This is a genomic window from Mucilaginibacter sp. RCC_168, from assembly GCF_041355315.1.
In the GTDB taxonomy this organism is placed as follows: domain Bacteria; phylum Bacteroidota; class Bacteroidia; order Sphingobacteriales; family Sphingobacteriaceae; genus Mucilaginibacter.
Window position 1 is genome coordinate 1 of record NZ_JBFUPN010000042.1, and the last position, 17,525, is coordinate 17,525.

19 protein-coding genes are annotated in these 17,525 nt (G+C 41.9%); 5 read left to right on the forward strand and 14 right to left on the reverse strand.

Annotated features, from left to right (window positions below; all coding sequences use genetic code 11):
* Positions 1–104: 104 nt before the first annotated feature.
* Positions 105–725, forward strand: coding sequence for an L-threonylcarbamoyladenylate synthase (locus AB6735_RS27120; protein ID WP_370999326.1), 621 nt, complete (start codon positions 105–107; stop codon positions 723–725).
* An 88-nt stretch (positions 726–813) separates the two neighbouring features.
* On the opposite strand, the gene trpA is transcribed toward AB6735_RS27120, so the two are convergent.
* The 4 genes from trpA to trpD all read right to left on the reverse strand — a co-directional run bounded on the left by trpA (position 814) and on the right by trpD (position 4,495).
* A complete protein-coding gene (trpA, locus tag AB6735_RS27125) occupies positions 814–1,581 on the reverse strand; it encodes a tryptophan synthase subunit alpha (RefSeq protein WP_370999360.1) in 768 nt (255 codons plus the stop codon).
* A 112-nt stretch (positions 1,582–1,693) separates the two neighbouring features.
* Entirely contained in the window at positions 1,694–2,875 is a 1,182-nt protein-coding gene (trpB, locus tag AB6735_RS27130; protein ID WP_370999327.1) for a tryptophan synthase subunit beta, read from the reverse strand.
* The gene (locus AB6735_RS27135; protein WP_370999328.1) at positions 2,859–3,503 is read right to left on the reverse strand and encodes a phosphoribosylanthranilate isomerase; all 645 of its coding nucleotides are present in this window, start codon (positions 3,501–3,503) and stop codon (positions 2,859–2,861) included. The genes trpB and AB6735_RS27135 overlap by 17 nt, the downstream gene beginning before the upstream one ends.
* Positions 3,504–3,505: 2 nt before the next feature.
* Positions 3,506–4,495: an anthranilate phosphoribosyltransferase gene (gene trpD / locus AB6735_RS27140; protein WP_370999329.1), complete on the reverse strand. Its 990-nt coding sequence runs from the start codon at positions 4,493–4,495 to the stop codon at positions 3,506–3,508.
* 284 nt (positions 4,496–4,779) lie between these two features.
* On the opposite strand from trpD, the gene AB6735_RS27145 reads away from it, so the two are divergent.
* Together AB6735_RS27145 and AB6735_RS27150 are read left to right on the forward strand one after the other, a co-directional pair.
* Positions 4,780–5,727, forward strand: coding sequence for an ion channel (locus tag AB6735_RS27145; protein ID WP_370999330.1), 948 nt, complete (start codon positions 4,780–4,782; stop codon positions 5,725–5,727).
* 71 nt (positions 5,728–5,798) lie between these two features.
* Positions 5,799–6,194 carry a hypothetical protein gene (locus AB6735_RS27150; protein WP_370999331.1) on the forward strand — a complete coding sequence of 132 codons (396 nt, stop codon included), beginning with the start codon at positions 5,799–5,801 and terminating at the stop codon, positions 6,192–6,194.
* Positions 6,195–6,275: 81 nt separating this feature from the next.
* On the opposite strand, the gene AB6735_RS27155 is transcribed toward AB6735_RS27150, so the two are convergent.
* The 10 genes from AB6735_RS27155 to AB6735_RS27200 form a co-directional block, all read right to left on the reverse strand.
* Positions 6,276–6,440, reverse strand: a complete 165-nt coding sequence (locus AB6735_RS27155; RefSeq protein WP_370999332.1) for a hypothetical protein — start codon at positions 6,438–6,440, stop codon at positions 6,276–6,278.
* Between the two features lie 83 nt (positions 6,441–6,523).
* Entirely contained in the window at positions 6,524–7,339 is an 816-nt protein-coding gene (locus AB6735_RS27160; protein WP_370999333.1) for an SDR family oxidoreductase, read from the reverse strand.
* Complete coding sequence (locus AB6735_RS27165) at positions 7,326–8,159, reverse strand: glycosyltransferase family 2 protein (protein WP_370999334.1); 834 nt, start codon at positions 8,157–8,159, stop codon at positions 7,326–7,328. Before AB6735_RS27165 ends, AB6735_RS27160 begins: the two co-directional genes overlap by 14 nt.
* Before the next feature lie 3 nt (positions 8,160–8,162).
* Entirely contained in the window at positions 8,163–8,780 is a 618-nt protein-coding gene (gene recR / locus AB6735_RS27170; protein ID WP_370999335.1) for a recombination mediator RecR, read from the reverse strand.
* Positions 8,781–9,251: 471 nt separating this feature from the next.
* Complete coding sequence (locus AB6735_RS27175; RefSeq protein WP_370999336.1) at positions 9,252–10,091, reverse strand: amidohydrolase family protein; 840 nt, start codon at positions 10,089–10,091, stop codon at positions 9,252–9,254.
* Positions 10,092–10,665: 574 nt separating this feature from the next.
* The gene (locus tag AB6735_RS27180) at positions 10,666–11,088 is read right to left on the reverse strand and encodes a hypothetical protein (RefSeq protein WP_370999337.1); all 423 of its coding nucleotides are present in this window, start codon (positions 11,086–11,088) and stop codon (positions 10,666–10,668) included.
* A 90-nt stretch (positions 11,089–11,178) separates the two neighbouring features.
* Complete coding sequence (locus AB6735_RS27185; protein WP_370999338.1) at positions 11,179–11,385, reverse strand: helix-turn-helix domain-containing protein; 207 nt, start codon at positions 11,383–11,385, stop codon at positions 11,179–11,181.
* 3 nt (positions 11,386–11,388) lie between these two features.
* A complete protein-coding gene (locus tag AB6735_RS27190) occupies positions 11,389–11,934 on the reverse strand; it encodes a hypothetical protein (RefSeq protein WP_370999339.1) in 546 nt (181 codons plus the stop codon).
* A 481-nt stretch (positions 11,935–12,415) separates the two neighbouring features.
* Positions 12,416–13,159 carry a hypothetical protein gene (locus AB6735_RS27195; RefSeq protein WP_370999340.1) on the reverse strand — a complete coding sequence of 248 codons (744 nt, stop codon included), beginning with the start codon at positions 13,157–13,159 and terminating at the stop codon, positions 12,416–12,418.
* Between the two features lie 153 nt (positions 13,160–13,312).
* Complete coding sequence (locus tag AB6735_RS27200) at positions 13,313–14,743, reverse strand: glycoside hydrolase family 76 protein (protein WP_370999341.1); 1,431 nt, start codon at positions 14,741–14,743, stop codon at positions 13,313–13,315.
* 362 nt (positions 14,744–15,105) lie between these two features.
* Between AB6735_RS27200 and AB6735_RS27205 the strand changes: the two genes are divergently transcribed.
* Both AB6735_RS27205 and AB6735_RS27210 read left to right on the forward strand, forming a co-directional pair.
* A complete protein-coding gene (locus tag AB6735_RS27205) occupies positions 15,106–16,608 on the forward strand; it encodes a sodium:solute symporter (protein WP_370999342.1) in 1,503 nt (500 codons plus the stop codon).
* A 147-nt stretch (positions 16,609–16,755) separates the two neighbouring features.
* Complete coding sequence (locus tag AB6735_RS27210) at positions 16,756–17,463, forward strand: TIGR00730 family Rossman fold protein (RefSeq protein WP_370999343.1); 708 nt, start codon at positions 16,756–16,758, stop codon at positions 17,461–17,463.
* The last annotated feature ends 62 nt before the right edge of the window (positions 17,464–17,525 follow it).

Sequence of the window (17,525 nt, forward strand, 5' to 3'; positions counted from 1 at the left end):
GGAAAATGGCCGGTTGGAACCACAAATTTCTACTTTCATTAATCGCTAAATCAAATTCCTAATGCGTCAGCCCTGCAAGTTATAGGTATATTTGTCTGTATATCATGCTTATTAAAATATATCCCGAAAATCCTAACCCTAAAGCTATAGAGCAGGTGGTTGAAGTATTACGCAAAGGTGGCCTCATCATATACCCTACCGATACCGTTTACGGCCTGGGTTGCGATATCACCAATCATAAAGCCATTGAAGCCATCTGCAAGATCAGGAACATTAAACCCGAAAAGGCTAATTTTTCCTTTATATGCTACGACTTGAGCCATATATCTGATTATATCAAGCCGATTGATAATACCACCTTCAGGGTACTTAAAAAGGCTTTACCGGGGCCGTTTACCTTTATATTTAATGCCAGCCATATGGTCCCCAAACTATTGAGCTCCAATAAAAAAACAGTGGGTATCCGGGTGCCTGATAATGAGATAGCCCGTGAGATCGTGCGGGTTCTGGGTAACCCCATCCTATCCACCTCTATTAAAGATGATGATGATATTATAGAGTACTCCACCGATCCTGAACTGATCTACGAGAAATATGAGGACCTGGTTGATATCGTGATAGATGGTGGTTATGGTGACAACATTGCCTCTACCGTAGTTGACTGTACAGATGGTGACTTCGAGATCATCCGTGAAGGTAAAGGAGATCTGGAGTTGTATCTATAGTTTTTGGGGAGCAAAGAACAAAGATTTTTGGAACAAAGACAAACGCATGAAAAGAAAGTCCTTAATCCTTGCTCCAAAAATCCTTGATCTATCTTATACTCTGTATAAACGCTGGTATCTTTTCCATATAACCATCTTCGGCCAGCAGCTTAACAAATTTACTGCCTACAATGGCGCCATTGGCATATTCACAGGCTTTTTTGAAGGTTGCATTGTCTGAGATGCCAAAACCAATGATGGTTGGATTTTTAAGCTCCATGGCTTTAATGCGCTTGTAGTAATCCTCAATACTATTGGTAAGCTGCAGACTACCACCTGTTATAGACGACGACGACAGCAGGTAAATAAAACTATTGCTCAACTCATCAATTTTACGAATTCGATCTGGTGACGTTTGCGGTGTAACCAGGAATATATTACTCAGGTTATTATTGATAAAATGAGTCGAATACAAGGCTTCGTACTCATACATGGGCAGGTCAGGTACAATAACGCCATCCACACCCAGTTCAGCCGCTTTTTTGCAGAAATGCTCAACGCCGTATTGTGCTATCGGATTAAAATAGCCCATGAGCAGTATAGGAATGGTAACCCGTTTGCGCAATTCGGTAAGTTCCTCAAATAGTTGGTTGAGGGTCATCCCGTTTTCCAGCGCTTGTTCAGAACTGTGTTGTATGGTTGGCCCATCAGCTACAGGATCGGAGTATGGGAAACCTACTTCCAGAAAATCAGCACCTGCTTTTTCCAAAGCCTCAGCAATATCAACTGTGGTGTTCAAAGCAGGGTAACCCGCAGTATAGTATATGGATAACAGGTTATCTTTCTTTGATGCAAAAAGCTGGTTAAGGCGGTTCATTGTGGTGTAGCTTAGAGTTGATGGTTCATTGTTCATGGTAATGATTGGTTTTATAGTTGACGGTTGCACATTGTTTTTGCTATGATCCATGAACTATTATCCATGAACTAATTTAATAACCGAAATATTTAATAAATGTATCCAGATCTTTATCGCCACGGCCCGACAGGCAGATCACGACGTTATCAGTTGAATTAAATTTCATTTTCTCAAGCTGTGCCAGTGCATGCGATGATTCGATGGCGGGGATAATACCTTCCATTTGTGAGCAAAGTAAACCGGCCTTCATGGCTTCGTCATCGGTAACACTCACATACAGGGCACGGTTTATTTTATACAAATGCGCATGCTGCGGACCAATTCCCGGATAATCCAAGCCTGCTGAAATGGAATATGGTTCAACCACTTGTCCATCGGGTGTTTGCATCAGTATGGTGCGGCTACCATGCAAAACGCCTTCATGGCCGAGGAAGGTTGTAGCTGCAGAATGACCGCTATCAACGCCTTTACCTGCTGCTTCAACAGCTACCAGTTTCACCTGTTCGTCATCTAAAAAGTGATAAAACATTCCCATGGCATTACTGCCGCCACCCACACAGGCCAGTACGTACTCGGGTAATTCTTTACCTGTATGTTCTGCGAGTTGTTTTTTGGTTTCTTCGGATATGATCGACTGAAAACAGGCCACCATATCCGGATAAGGATAAGGGCCAACCACCGAGCCGATAATGTAATGAGTATCAACCGGGTTGGCTATCCAGTCGCGCAGGGCTTCGTTGGTGGCGTCTTTGAGTGTTTTACTGCCCGATGATGCTGGTCTTACCGTAGCACCCAGCATTTTCATACGGGAAACGTTGGGTGCCTGGCGGGCCATATCAATTTCGCCCATGTATACCACGCATTCAATACCCATCAGGGCGCATACCGTAGCAGTTGCCACACCATGCTGACCTGCGCCAGTTTCGGCAATGATACGTTTTTTGCCCAGGCGTTTGGCCAGTAGTATCTGCCCAATGGCATTGTTGATCTTATGCGAGCCGGTATGGTTCAGATCTTCACGCTTAAAAAATATGTTAGCGCCATATTTTTCCGAATATCTTTTGGCATGATACAGTGGCGATGGCCTGCCTACATAATTTTTCAGCAGATCATCAAACTCCGCCTTAAAGCCGGGATCATTGATGATGGTAAGGTATTGCTGCCTTAGTTCTTCGACGTTTGGATACAGCATTTCGGGGATATAAGCGCCGCCAAAATCACCATAGTAACCATGTTCGTTAACTCCGTATTTCATCTGTAATAGTGTGTTTTTTGATGATATCAAATGCTTTTTCCAGTTTCTGAATATTTTTTAGTCCCGGTTCGTCTTCAAACCGGCTGTTTAGATCAACCGCGTAAAATTGCGGATGGGTTATATTTTTCACTTCCTCTATATTATCCAGACTTATGCCGCCAGATAAAAAGAAGGGAGTATCCAATGTATATTTATTCAAAATATTCCAGTTAAACACTTTACCAGAGCCGCCATAAATAGTGGTTTTTGTATCGAACATCAAATAATCAACTTTGTTGACGTAAGCAATAAGTTTGCTGAAATCAAAGTCATTATCAATCCCAAACGCTTTTATAACGGTTACCCTGCCTTTAAAAGCATCAGCAAATTCCGGGCTTTCATCGCCGTGCAGCTGTATCGTATCAAAACCATACCGCTCAATCAGCGCGTTGATGGTTTCGGCAGTTTCATTTACAAAAACCCCGGTTTTGTGGATAGATGCAGGTATTGTTGCCAGTGCATCTGCAGACAACGCACTGATAAAGCGTGGCGATGGCCCATAGCAAATAAAGCCCATGTAATCCGGTTTTAAGGCGGCTACGGCTTTGATGTTTTCTGGTTGCTTTAGGCCACAAACTTTGATCCTCATGCTTAGTTCATCAATAAAAGATTAAAACTATTTAACGCTTTCCCATTCAACAAGGCTTCCTCTGCTTCATAATAGCAATCGGCAAAGCTTTTTTCAGGCCCAATGGTTTTGATAGCCAGCGCCGCGTTAGATAACACCACGTTATTCTGGGCAAATGTACCCTGATTATTAAGCACATCGCTAAATATCTTAGCTGATGCAGCTACGGTATCCCCACCGGTTATTTGCTTAGGATCTAATTTTTCAAAACCCAGGCTTTCTACTGTATTGATCTTTTCGCCTTCGGCAGAGAATGTTTTGAAATCGCAGGTGAGCGAAATCTCGTCATAGCCTTCCAGCGCATTCACGATGGTGTATTTGGTGGTTGATTTTTGATATAGATAGGCATAAACCCTCGCAAGCTCAAGGTTAAATACGCCCACCAGCTGATTCTCTGGCTTAGCAGGATTAACCAAGGGGCCTAACATATTAAAAAATGTTTTCACCCCCAATTCACGACGTATAGGGGCTACTGTTTTCATGGCCGGGTGAAACAAGGGCGCGTGTAAAAAGCAGATATTGGCTTTATCGATACTCGTTTTTAACTTATCAGCATCATTGGAGAACTGGTAACCCAGGTATTCTATTACATTGGATGAACCGCAACCCGATGATACCCCATAATTACCATGCTTGGCCACTTTATAGCCAGCCCCTGCTACAACAAACGATGCCAGGGTTGATATATTGAAAGTATCCTTACCATCGCCACCGGTACCACAAAGATCTATCAGCTGACCGGTTTCCAGGTCGATAGGCAAACAAAGCTCCAGCATCGCATCGCGAAAACCTTCCAGCTCATCAACAGTAATACTGCGCATGCAATAAGCCGTCATAAAAGCTGCCATTTGCGAGGTGTTATATTGTCCCTGTGCAATGTTTATCAAAATATTTTTTGAAGCTTCCCTGGTAAAGGTTTTGTGTTCAAAAAGATGATTTAGTATCTGTTTCATGCCCCCTAACCCCCTAAAGGGGGAATTTTTAATGGTTAATTACTTTTCCCCTTATGCTCCTCTTTTAGGGGCCTGGGGGAATAAAAAAAGGGTTACCTTATGGCAACCCTTCTGAATATTATGTTAAAAAACAAAACGGAATTGCCTTACGATTAATCGTTAAGCCACCACCAGTTATTGTTTAATACTATCATTTTCATTTGTGCCACAAATATGGAAATAGTTTTTACTAAAAGCAAACAGAATGATAAATTTACGCAAAAGCCGAAAAGCTTACACTTCAAATGAACCATAATACACGAAAAGTAAACCCGGAAGACGATCTTGGCTTTGGCACACAGCCGGTTATAAAAAGTCAGCCGGTAATTAATAAAGACGGATCTATCAACGTAAAACGTACAGGCCTCCCCTTCTTTAACCGGTTAAACAGCTACCAGAGCCTCATTAATATGAGCTGGACAAAATTTTGGCTGGTTGTTTTAAGTGGTTATTTGGTGGCCAATATCATCTTTGCCTGCATATACGTTGCCCTTGGACCAAATAGTCTGGACGGCAAAAGTGGCACTACGTTTTTTGATCACTTTATGGATGCCTTCTTTTTTTCGGCACAAACCATATCTACTGTTGGCTACGGGCATATTAGTCCGCAAGGGATGGCGGCCAACAGCGTGGCTGCGTTGGAGTCCATGATGGGCCTACTGGCCTTTGCTTTAGCTACAGGCTTGCTTTACGGCCGTTTTTCAAAACCTACCGCCAAGATCAAATACAGCGAAAATATTCTTGTGGCCCCTTACAGAGGAGATAAAACCGGCCTCATGTTCCGACTGGCCAATGCAAGACACAATGTATTGATTGATTTGCATATAGAAGTTAATTTTTCCTATAACGAAGAGGTAAATGGCAAAACAGAGCGTAAGTTTTATCAGTTGATGCTGGAACGTAAAGCGGTAAGTATATTATCCATCAACTGGACGGTAGTACATCCCATTGATGACGATAGTCCGCTGAAAGATTTTACACGGGAAGATTTTGAGAAAGCCCAGGTAGTTTTCTCGGTACTGCTCAGAATATTTGACGATACCTTTTCGCAAACCATCCACTCCCGTACTACCTACACTTATAAAGATATGGTATGGGATGCCAAATTTAAACCCACATTTGACCGTGATGAGGATGGTCGAGTTGTATTGCACCTGGATAAGATCAATGATTTTGAGCGGTTGGGTGATTAGTCTGAACCTTGATTTACATCATTAAGGGATTATCAGAGATTTTTATTATATGGTAGCTAATTGTAGTGTCAATGGAACAAGAAATAAATTTTATCAAATTTAAAATCACAAATGAGATTCATGATTTAACTTTCCTGAAGAGATTGAAATGTGAGGCTAAAAGAACTAAGTTAATTAAGGAATTAGAAATTGAACCCTTTACTAATTTTTCATTGCGATTTCAAGCTGAATATTGGTATATTAAATATATGCTTTTGCTCAATAAAGTCTTATACTTAAATGATGAAGAGTTTGAAAGTCTTTATACTGAAGACTCTCTTAATATAATTTGGTTAAGCGTAACAGATGACGAAAGCTTTACCTTGAATTGCATTGATGGTATCTGGTATCTTAATACAACTAAAAATTCCATTAACACAAATGAATGCTTTAAAAACCTCACTTTAGTACCGATGTCCAAAGTTTGAGCCTGTTGTCTCTCAGCCCCACAAACGGCTGTTAATAGATTTCCAAAAACTTAATATGTCCTCATCAAAAATATCCACTAATTATTTGCTGATAAAGGGTTTATGTAAAATAGATGCTTTATTTAGGGTCTGTTGAATTTTATATAAACGGGTGATCATTTGAAAGCGCTCTTTATAAGTGCGTTTTAAACCCTCTTTTAAAAGCCGTATCTCAGCTTCACTAAAAACCTGTTTAGCCTTTTCCATACTATCAAATTTAAACAAAATGTCCCCAATAAACAATACGGATGCAGAGCCTCAATCAGGAAATAGCTCAGTAAATTGATGAATTATTTCAGTAACGGATTCTTTTCTTTTGCGAAAACATTATACACCATCTTGTCCAAAAATGCCGGCAGAAATTTGCTAATGGCTACGGTTAGCTTACCCTGTGTGGTCATGATGAGGGTACGTGAACGGTTTTCGATGCCATCAGCAATGATCCGGGCAACTTCTTCGCTGCTCATCATCTTATTCTCGTCCATAGAACTTTCACCTTGCTGACTACCATCTTTTGCCAAAGCGGTATTGCGGATGTTTGACGCCGTAAACCCAGGACAAGCCGTAAGCACATGAACCCCTGTTTTTAAATTCTCAACCCGCAACGAATCTAAAAAACCGTTCATCGCGAATTTAGAGGCCGAGTAGCCTGTGCGGCCGGGCAGACCTTTATACCCGGCTATGGATGATATGCCCACTATGCTGCCCTGGGTTTTCAAGATTTCGGGCAAGGCATATTTGGTACAGTATACCGTTCCCCAGAAATTAACATCCATCAGACTTTTTAATACTTTCAGATCAGCATCCTGAAACAAGGCCCGCATAGAGATGCCCGCATTGTTGATCAATACATCTATTTTACCAAATGTGGTTAGTGTTTGTTTGATCAGATGAGCGCAATCCTCCTCAACGGCTACATCGCATTGCACGGCAAGAGCTTTAATACTATATTGCTTTTCCAGATCCTGTGCTATTTCGCAAAGGGTAACATACTGACGGGCAGCCAGTACTATATTTGCCCCGCGTTTAGCACATTCAATAGCCAATGATTTGCCAATGCCCGATGAGGCGCCGGTGATGATAATGATTTTATTATTCAACTTCATACGATGGAGGGTAAAGCTGCGGTAAGCCCTCCACTTTTATTTCGGGCACCTTAAACAAGTATTTGGTGGCGAATATAATCATAGCCCCATAAAATTCCCTGATATAAGCACAGCTAAATTTAGCTTTACCCCTTGTATTAAAGTTGATGATATACGTTTTTGGAAAATAGTAGTTTTTAAACCCGGTAAGCCTTACCCTGTATGACAGGTCGATATCATATCCATAAATATGGAAACGCTCATCGAGTACACCCGCCAGGTCAAGGGCTTCTTTGCGGTACAGCATAAAAGCGCCATTCAGCACATCGGTTTCAGAAGTTTGAAACTCCTCTACCCAGTCTTTACGCAAAACATCGGTCAGGCGCGATTTTGAAAAATACTTAGCCAGCCCGGTCAGTTTAAAAAATATGCCCCAGGGTTTAGTAAAGCCATGTTTCGACTCTTTCAGAAAACTACCATCAGGTGTGATCATACGAACGCCAAGTCCTCCAGAATCGGCATGCGCATCCATAAACTCCAGTGTTTTCTCTATGGTCTTTTTGCCTGTAATAGTATCCGCATTGACCATTAAAATATACTCTCCCGAAACCAGTTTTAGGGCCTGGTTATAGGCTTTGGCCATACCCCCATTTGTGGTATTGGCTATCACCTTTACCTCCGGAAACTCCTCCTGCACCATTGCCAACGACCGGTCAGTTGAACCATTATCAACCACAAAAACCTCATTCACGATGTCCTGGGCGGCTCTTACCACAGAGTTAAGCGCCAGCCGGAGCATGTTGCAGGTATTATAATTAACAATGATAACCGATAGTTTCATTTTTTACTTTGTCAGTGAGTTTTCATATGGAACACGTGTAGCGATAGATCGCCCGAGGGTAATTTCATCAACGTACTCCAACTCACCTCCAAAAGCTATGCCACGGGCAATGGTGGAGATAGTAATGTTAAAGTTTTTTACTCTTTTATGAAGATAGAACAAAGTAGTATCCCCTTCCATGGTGGCACTGAGGGCAAAAATGATCTCTTTGGTTTCATTTGCCTTCAACCGTTCTACTAAAGTATCCACCTGCAGATCTGATGGCCCGATGCCGTCCATAGGCGATATCAGGCCGCCCAGAACATGGTATACACCGTTGTATTGATTGGTATTTTCGATAGCCATTACATCACGGGTATCCTCTACTACGCATATCAGGCTATGATCGCGTTTATGCGACGAGCAGATCTCGCATACCGATTGGTCTGAGATGTTATGGCAAACGCTGCAAAACTGTATCTCGTTGCGTAACTTACTGATAGCCTTACTAAACTGCTCCACATCCTGCTTATCCTGATTCAATAAATGGAGTACCAGACGCAGGGCTGTTTTTTGTCCTACTCCCGGCAGTTTGGCAAACTCGGCAACAGCATTCTCCAGCAATTTGGACGAAAAATTCATAGCACGAAGTTAATGAATAACCGGCAATTCAGAAAAACAGGGTACATCCTTAATTCTATTTTTAAAGTGGGGATATTTGGGGTGTAATATTCCGCGTTCAAATTCTTCGAGAGCTACCAGACCGGCACTGCCTTTTGTTAAAATAAGGGCTCCAAAACTTTTTAAACCTCAAATTTTAACACTTTTCTGGCCAAAACAAGGGCAAAAACGTTCGAAAATTCATTCAAAACCATCCATTTTAACACTTTTTAACAAATTTCAACACGGTTTTGAGCAGTTTTAAAAACTTTAAAAAGTATTGATTTATTGATTGTCAAATGGCTACATACCAAACGGTCGGTTTTTGGCTTGGTTTTCTCTTAACTAAACAGCCCGGTTACCCTTTTTGCAAGGTAACCGGGCTGGTGATTTTATAAATATACGGATTTTTTTGTATTATTTGTCAGATAGCTTTTGAGTTCCTTTTTTATTTCAATTCAAGGCTGGATATATCCTTTTTGCATTGGCATAATAAAGCTGGTAGAGTATGTTTTCGGGTAAATCGATTCCCTTAAAAGCACCTTTTACTTCCGTAGATTCACCATATTTATTTGTTGTAAAATACTTCCAGTCGTTAATCAATGAGCTTATTAGTTTTTCAGGATTATTATAGGCATCTGTACCATACATGATACGATCTGCATATTTAATGAAAAAATCACGTACCCCATCGTAGTCTTTAACAGACTGCATTTGCAAATGCCCTAAGCGCGAAGATAAATCAACATAAAAGTTACTGTATTGGTCAAAACGTTTGGCAAGCTCTTCATAACTCCATTCCAAACTCCCCAAATGAGCGCCAACTAATGTCAGCTCTGGATATTTCACCATTAAATAATCTCTTGCCGCTATCTGCCTCTCATAAGAAGGGATTTCCGGATGCAAATAAGCATGAAATTCCGGATTTTTGGTATAATATGCTTTGTTTCGTTCAGACGTCATTTCTTCAAGGGGAAGCCAGCAATTCCTGGGTTCTCCCAGATGGGTAAGTACCGGAATTTTATTTTCACTTAAAAAAAGAAAAAGCGGATCAAAAAACGGGTCGTCAATCATTAAAAATGACTTATCATCTGGTTTTAAAATTTCCATGCCAATGTTTTTCCAGATCTTAACACCCACTGCCCCCTGCTCAATTGATCTTTTCAGTCCATTTGATACCTCCTTAAACCAATTTGGATGCTGCCATCCTTTCATCTCAAAACTGGCTATGTAAGCAAAACGTGCGGGTGCTTTTTTTATATAGGATAAAGCCACGCTTTCCTGCACTTCCATTGGCGGAAAAACACTCGCATCTGTATTGATGTTAATGTATTTCAAGTGATAGTCGTTCGCTATTTGTTCATACACCGGATCATAAAAAGTAGAGTGAAAATGCGCGTCTATTTTGGGGAAATGTTCAAACTCAAGCATAACTATCACTCATTAAAACCATTTTGTAAACCCGTAATTTCTTAATCTCCATGCCCGGTTTCTGTTTATCAGATTTTTGTTTCAAGTTTATTGGATACACTAACAAGTAACTGGATTAAAAACAGAGCGAATCCATCAACCGGAATCCAAGGTCTAAAGATATAAAACCACTATTGATAATTATCACGCAAACGATTGATCAATTCCAGCCCGTTTCAGCAAGCGTCCTGCTTGTGGTACACTTGAATGATATAAACTTAGCACAATAGCCACAAGGCCGCCGCTTGTAACAGCTAAAAAACTTTCCGCGCGTCATTGCGGTACGAAGCAATCCCTACATAGGCAGTACCAATCAGAAAAGTTCGCTCTGTATAGCTTAGAGATTGCTTCGTACCTCCAATGACGTGTGGTTTTATATTACTCCCACAACTTGATCTTAACTATTATCCTTCCCGCCAACAAACTCATACCCGGGCAGTATATAGGCTGCTACGCCGAACAGGATGATGGGGATAAGCAGATCGACGGAGGTAAACTCTTCCAAAACGTAATGCCCTACTTCCAGGGAAATAAAATAGAATATCCATACCACGATAAAAAATCGGCGTTTGAAGGATGTGAGCAGCGCTATACCTATTCCCATTTCAATAAAAGGGATCAGGACCAGGTAAATATCAAACAGGGCCGATGGCAGATTGATACGCAAATCGGGATTGGTGAACTGTTTGAGATAGTATTTATGAAAATTCCCGTGGCTGCAAAATTTGCTGATACCGGCAACCAGCAGGGTAATGCTCATGGTAATGCGTAACAATAGTTCCGCGTTTTTTAATGTTTTTGTACTGATAGCGTTTTCCATGCTTTTTGGGATAATGGCTCTTTGTTTACACTGAATACTAATTGGTCAAAACAAAGTTATCAGATTTTGCCAAATGGCAAACGCTGGAATTTAATCTTTCGAATACTCCAGCAGATCGCCCGGCTGACAGTCCAGCGCCTGGCAAATGGCTTCGAGCGTACTGAAACGAATGGCTTTTGCTTTGCCGGTTTTGAGGATAGAAAGATTGGCCAGCGTAAGATCCACCTTTTCTGAAAGTTCATTTAATGACATTTTGCGTTTAGCCATCATCACATCCAAATTTACAATGATCGGCATAGCTTATATGGTTAGTTCGTTTTCTGCCTGAATTTCAACGCCTCTTTTAAAGATCTGCCCGATCACAAAAAGGGTAACACTCATAAACAGCCATACATCGGCACCGCCCAGGCGCAAATATTGTACATCGGGCATGGCTACCCCCTGCTCAACCAGCCAACCGGTATATTTAACGCCCCACCAGGAAAACAAACCGATCATGAAGGTAATGCAGGCTATATTAAAAATAAAACGCCTTACCTCCTTGTTGAAAGGCTGAACCATACTGAAATTTTTATCGTGCATAATTTTGATGATGAGATAAAACAACCAGGCTTTTAGTACGGCTACAACGCTCATCAACAGCATCTCTGCAAAAAAATACCAGGTATTATATTGTAAAAGGGTCGACAGATCGGTTTCGTGCCAAAGATGCTTAACAACAGCCGGGTTCACCAATGCAAAAAATGCATTTACTATAAAACCACCGGCCTCAACACATACGCCAACAAATATTACCCACGAAAGGATGAGCAATACGTTTAGTGTTCGTTTGGTAGTAATTTCCATAAAGTTCCAGTTTTAAAGAATGATAGTACAAACGTAATATTATTTATCGAAAAACAATAAATTTTTATTGAAAAAAATTAAACAGTTATCGACTCACCCCGACATCGCTGCGCTTGTCACCCCTCTCTCCGCTTCGCGCATAGAGGGGAGCCTCACCTAAACGGCGAAGCCTTCATGTAATAATCCTCTCCAAAGGAGAGGACTTTATCAAATTGTTTTTAGCCCCCTCTCCTTTGGAGAGGGCTGGGGTGAGGCTTTCTTTCCGCCATAGGCGAAGAGAGGGCGGTCCAGCGAAGCGTAGACCGGGGGAGTCGATTCTGCGATTTGAATTAACGCTATAGGTTTGATACCCACCTTTTCATGGGCTATCTTTCTTGTAAAATAGCCCACGAAAAAGCAGGATGAATAAAAATGCTCCCAAAAACAAAAGCCCCCGATGCAGATCGGGGGGCCAATACCGGGTTAAAACAGTTTCTTAAGATCACTGCGTTTCAAAAACGGTATCCCCAAAAATATTTTTCTTGTAGGTGCCGATGGTCTTTCCGCTTTCATCCGTTACAACCGTATTACCGAAGATGTCTTTTTTATACGTCTTTTTTTTGCCTTGGGCGTCCGTCTCCTCAACATTGCCAAAAATGTCCTTTTTACGGGTTGAGATAGTTGTTCCCCGTTCGTCTTTTACAACCGTATCGCCAAAAATGTTCTTTTCATAAACTCTTTTTGTGCCGTCGTTATATTCCTCTACGTTATTCCCAAAAATATCTTTCTTAACGGTTCCTATCGTTACCCCCCTGTCGTCTTTTATAACCGTATTGCCAGAGATATCTTTTCCATAAGCCTTTTTCCCTCCATCACCTTCGCTCACCGCTCCCAAAAAATCCTCCTTAACCGTTGTGATCACCCTTCCTCTTTCGTCTTCTATAACGGTATTACCCGATGCATCCTTTTTATAAACCTTTTTTGTTCCGTCTTCACCTTCCTCTATAGCGTTACCCCAATTATCTTTTTTTAGCTTAGTGATCACCCTTCCCCATCCATCTTCCACAACCGTATTGCCCCATACATCCGTTTTATAGATCCGTTTATTGCCGTGGCCGTCGTCCTGAACCATATTTCCGGAAGCGTCTTTGGTGTAGGTGATGTTCTGACTATGCCCTAAGTAGGTAACAAATATCAGCGAGGCAACCAGCAGCAGTTTTTTCATTTGAAGGTTTACGTTATTCATATACTTGTGATTTAGTTTCTGTTTTTTTGACATCTCCTTTGCCTTATAGTTTATTGCTGTTTTAAATTTATTATTTGGAGAGGAACAGATCCCCTAAATATTAAACCAAAAAGCCCCCGCTGTGCAGCGGGGGCCTCATCAAAATGAAAAGACTTACTGTATTTTAACCGACGACACAACATCATTTGCCGTAGGCGATAGATTAGGAAAATGCGGGGTATCGGCGTTGAGCTGCCATGAAGTACCCTGGAAATTATCATCGCTGTATAGGATTACCGTCCATCCATCAGGGATACTTGCCGATGATGCCCAATTATCAACAAAGCCATACTTTTGCAGCTGGGCCAGGGTATAATTGCCTTTAGGGATAGGTTTGGTGGCGGTACCGCCATACATGGTGTTGGCATAAAATGTTACTCCCGGCGGAAACAGGCAAACATTTTTAGGGAACAGCTGCAAAAAGGTAACCAGGCTGCTGGCTTCGTATGATTGTATATAACCCGTTGGGCAGGTTACGGCATAATTACGGTAAGTAAGGTTGCGGGCCCTGTCGCGGTTTAGCCAGCCGGTGGTTAAATTTTGTTTGATCCAGTCCAGGTACTGGCTTTGCCCACCTTCGTTCACCAATTGCATCATGTAATCGGCAAATATGGCTTTCATTACGCCTTGCTCGTTAAAGTCGCCCTCGGCAGGCAGGATACCATCGGTACACAGGTTGTTTTTTACATAATCGGCATATCTTTTGGCATCGGCCAGGTAGGCGGCATTATGTGATTGCTTGTACAGCGCGTATGCGGCGCCTATAGCGGTACCGGCATTATAGGTATAAGCCTGGCCTCCCGGAGGGTTAGCCCCTATTTTATTATCATATACTTCGCCTGTGCTGGCATCCGTAAGGTTAGTTTTCGACCAGGCATAAATGGACTGCGCCTTGGTTAAATAGGCTTTATCATGGGTTATATTATACAAGCGCATAGCCCCTATTACGGTTGGAAAATTGATGCAGGAGTTTTTACCACTATGGTTAAAATCCCAAAACATACCACCCTCAACCGCATCATAAGAACCCGCCCAAACCCGATCGAAACCAGCCTGCGCTTTTTGCAAATAAACGGCATTACCAGTGAGTTGGTTAGCACGTGCCAGGGCCATCACCCACCACATCATATCGTCATATATAAACCAGGTAGTGGTATTGTTCCAGTTGTAGCCATCGTACTGGTTAAAGCCACCCTGGTACATCGCGTTTACACGGGCCAGTTGGGCCGGTTTCCTGTTGCGGTTATACACATCCATAGCCATATCCCAGTAAATAGCCTGTGTCCATATAGCAGCTATACCATCCTTGTTGGTTGTACTGTAATATAAATTAGTATTTGGATTAAAACAGGCCTCATCAAAGGACGAATAAGCCAGATCGGCAATGGCATCGTTTGTTACGGTGGAGCTTAGCGCATTGGTTTGCTGCTTATTTACATCGGCGGCGTTATCTGTCTTTAAAGAGGTGTCGCGGGTTTTACTGCAACCCCACAAGGCGGCACAGGCACCCAAAAGTGCCAAAACGAAAGTTTTTTGTTTGTTCATAGATGAAGTATTAAGGTTTAATAATTGGTTATTATTTATAACAATAATAAGGCGAACCAATATGTAAACCGGGGTTAAGCCCCATAAAAAAATCGTTAACCCCTTTATTAACCGAGGCATTAACCTCTATTAATTAGTGATTTAGTGAATTAATGATTTAGCGAATGTTTTATTGAATAATTCTCTCCCGTCATCCCCTTTCGCTCGTTTGCAACGAGTGCAAGGGATAAATCCGAAATCAAACGTCCGAATTCCGAAATCAAAATTACCTTTTGTAAAAAAAGTTTCCGACTTTCGGATTAAACAGAGATCTGAACTTTCGGAATCCCCGACTTTCGGTCTTGCAGACTTAAAACAAACATATGTCGCCCGGAATACTGCTTTCATTTATTATCGGTTACTTTTTGGTATTGTTGATCATATCATGGCTTACCTCCAAAAAATCATCAGATAACGATACTTTTTTTGTGGCCAACCGCAATTCCAAATGGTACCTGGTAGCCTTCGGGATGATCGGTACGGCACTCAGCGGCGTTACCTTTATTTCGGTGCCAGGCAAGGTTGGCGCCCCCTCCGGCGATCAGTTCTCTTACTTTCAGTTTGTTCTGGGTAATGCCGCCGGCTTTATCATTATCGCCACGGTATTGCTGCCATTATATTACCGGCTTAAACTCACCTCTATTTACAGTTATATCGAAGGCGCGCTGGGTACCTGGAGCTATAAAACCGCGGCTGGCATTTTTTTGATCAGCAGGGTTATTGGCTCGGCATTCAGGCTGTACCTGGTTGTTATCGTACTGCAAAAGTTTATTTTCGATAGTTACCATATCCCTTTCGCCGTCACAGTGCTGATTTGTTTGCTGCTCATTTGGTCGTACACCTTTAAGGGCGGCTTAAAAACCATTATTATAACCGATAGTTTGCAAACTTTTTTCCTGGTGCTGTCGGTATTTCTGTCGATATTTTTTATTTGCCAGAGCCTGCACATGAACATTTTTGAGGCTGCCAATGCCATTAAGGACAGCAGCTATTCCAAGATATTTTTCTTTAACGATTTCCTGAGCAGTAAGCTCCACTTTAGCAAAGCCTTTCTGGGTGGTTTATTCATTACCGTGGGTATGACCGGTCTTGACCAAGACCTGATGCAAAAGAACCTGAGCCTTAAAAACATTAAAGAGGCGCAAAAAAACATGTTCAGTTTTACAGGTGTATTTGTAGTGATCAATATCTTTTTCCTGAGCGTGGGCGCTTTGCTTTGGATATACGCAACCAAATACGGTATCCATGTTGATAAAACCGATTACCTGTACCCTACCATCGCCCTTAAATACCTGGGCATAGTGCCGGCCATGGTGTTTATGCTGGGTTTAACAGCCGCCACATTTGCCACTACCGATTCGGCCTTGACAGCATTGACCACATCTTTCTGCGTCGATTTTTTGAACTTCAACAAAAAAGGCGATCTCAACAGCAAAAAAATGGTGGGCATCAGGCATGGGGTACACATCGCTTTTTCGGGCTTAATGTTTTTAACCATTGTGATATTTAATGCCATTAATAATGACGCGGTGGTTAGCGCCATATTCGCGGTAGCCTCCTATACATACGGGCCATTATTGGGGCTATATTCCTTTGGCCTGTTTGTTAGCAGCCGGCAGGTGCGCGATAAACTGGTGCCTTTTATTTGTTTGATATCACCGGCGGTATGTTACTTTTTAAGCTCCGAATCGGCCAAAATTTTAGGCGGCTATGTTTTCAGTAACGAACTGATCATTGTAAACGGGTTAATTACTTTTGTAGGTCTTTGGATCACCTCCTTTCGGAAACCCGAAAGTTGGGGAGACTGGAAGCCCGAAAGTTTTTAACTCAAATTATCCTGCAAAGCAAAACATAATTATATTTTTACGTTATTAATTTTCCGGACTTAGCGAACTTTCCGATTTCCGGACTTATAAAAAATAAACTTCCCGGACTTGCGGACTTTTCCGACTTCCGGACTTATAAAAACAATAATGACAGGCGAAGAAAAGATAAGACAAGCGTTTGAGAACAAGAACTGGCAGGAAATAAAGGTTACCGACTCCTGGCAGATATTTAAAATAATGGCCGAATTTGTTGACGGCTTTGAGAAACTGGCCAAAATAGGCCCCTGTGTATCCATATTCGGATCGGCACGTACCCATAATGATAACAGGTATTATAAGCTGGCCGAAGATACGGCACGCCTGCTCACCGAACATGGTTATGGTGTAATATCTGGCGGTGGACCAGGTATTATGGAAGCGGCCAACAAAGGCGCGTATGAAGCCGGTGGTAAATCGGTAGGTTTAAATATCGAATTGCCGTTTGAGCAATTTCATAACCGATACATCGACAGGGATAAGATCCTGGAGTTTGATTACTTCTTTATCCGCAAGGTAATGTTCATGAAATACTCGCAGGGCTTTATTATCCTGCCGGGTGGTTTTGGCACTATGGATGAGTCGTTTGAAGCGATTACCCTGATACAAACTGGTAAAATTGCACGTTTCCCCATTATTTTTGTTGGGGTAGAATACTGGAAAGGCCTGTTTCACTGGGTAGAAGAAAAAATGCTTGCTGAACAGCACAACATCAACCCCGACGACCTTAACCTGTACCGCGTGGTTGATACCGCCGAAGAAGCCGTAGAGCACATTACCCGTTTCTATAACAAGTATGTGTTGAAGCCGAACTTTTAACACTGATAGAATATATCAGAAATGCCGCCCCAATGAGCGGCATTTTCTATTTTGGTGGATAC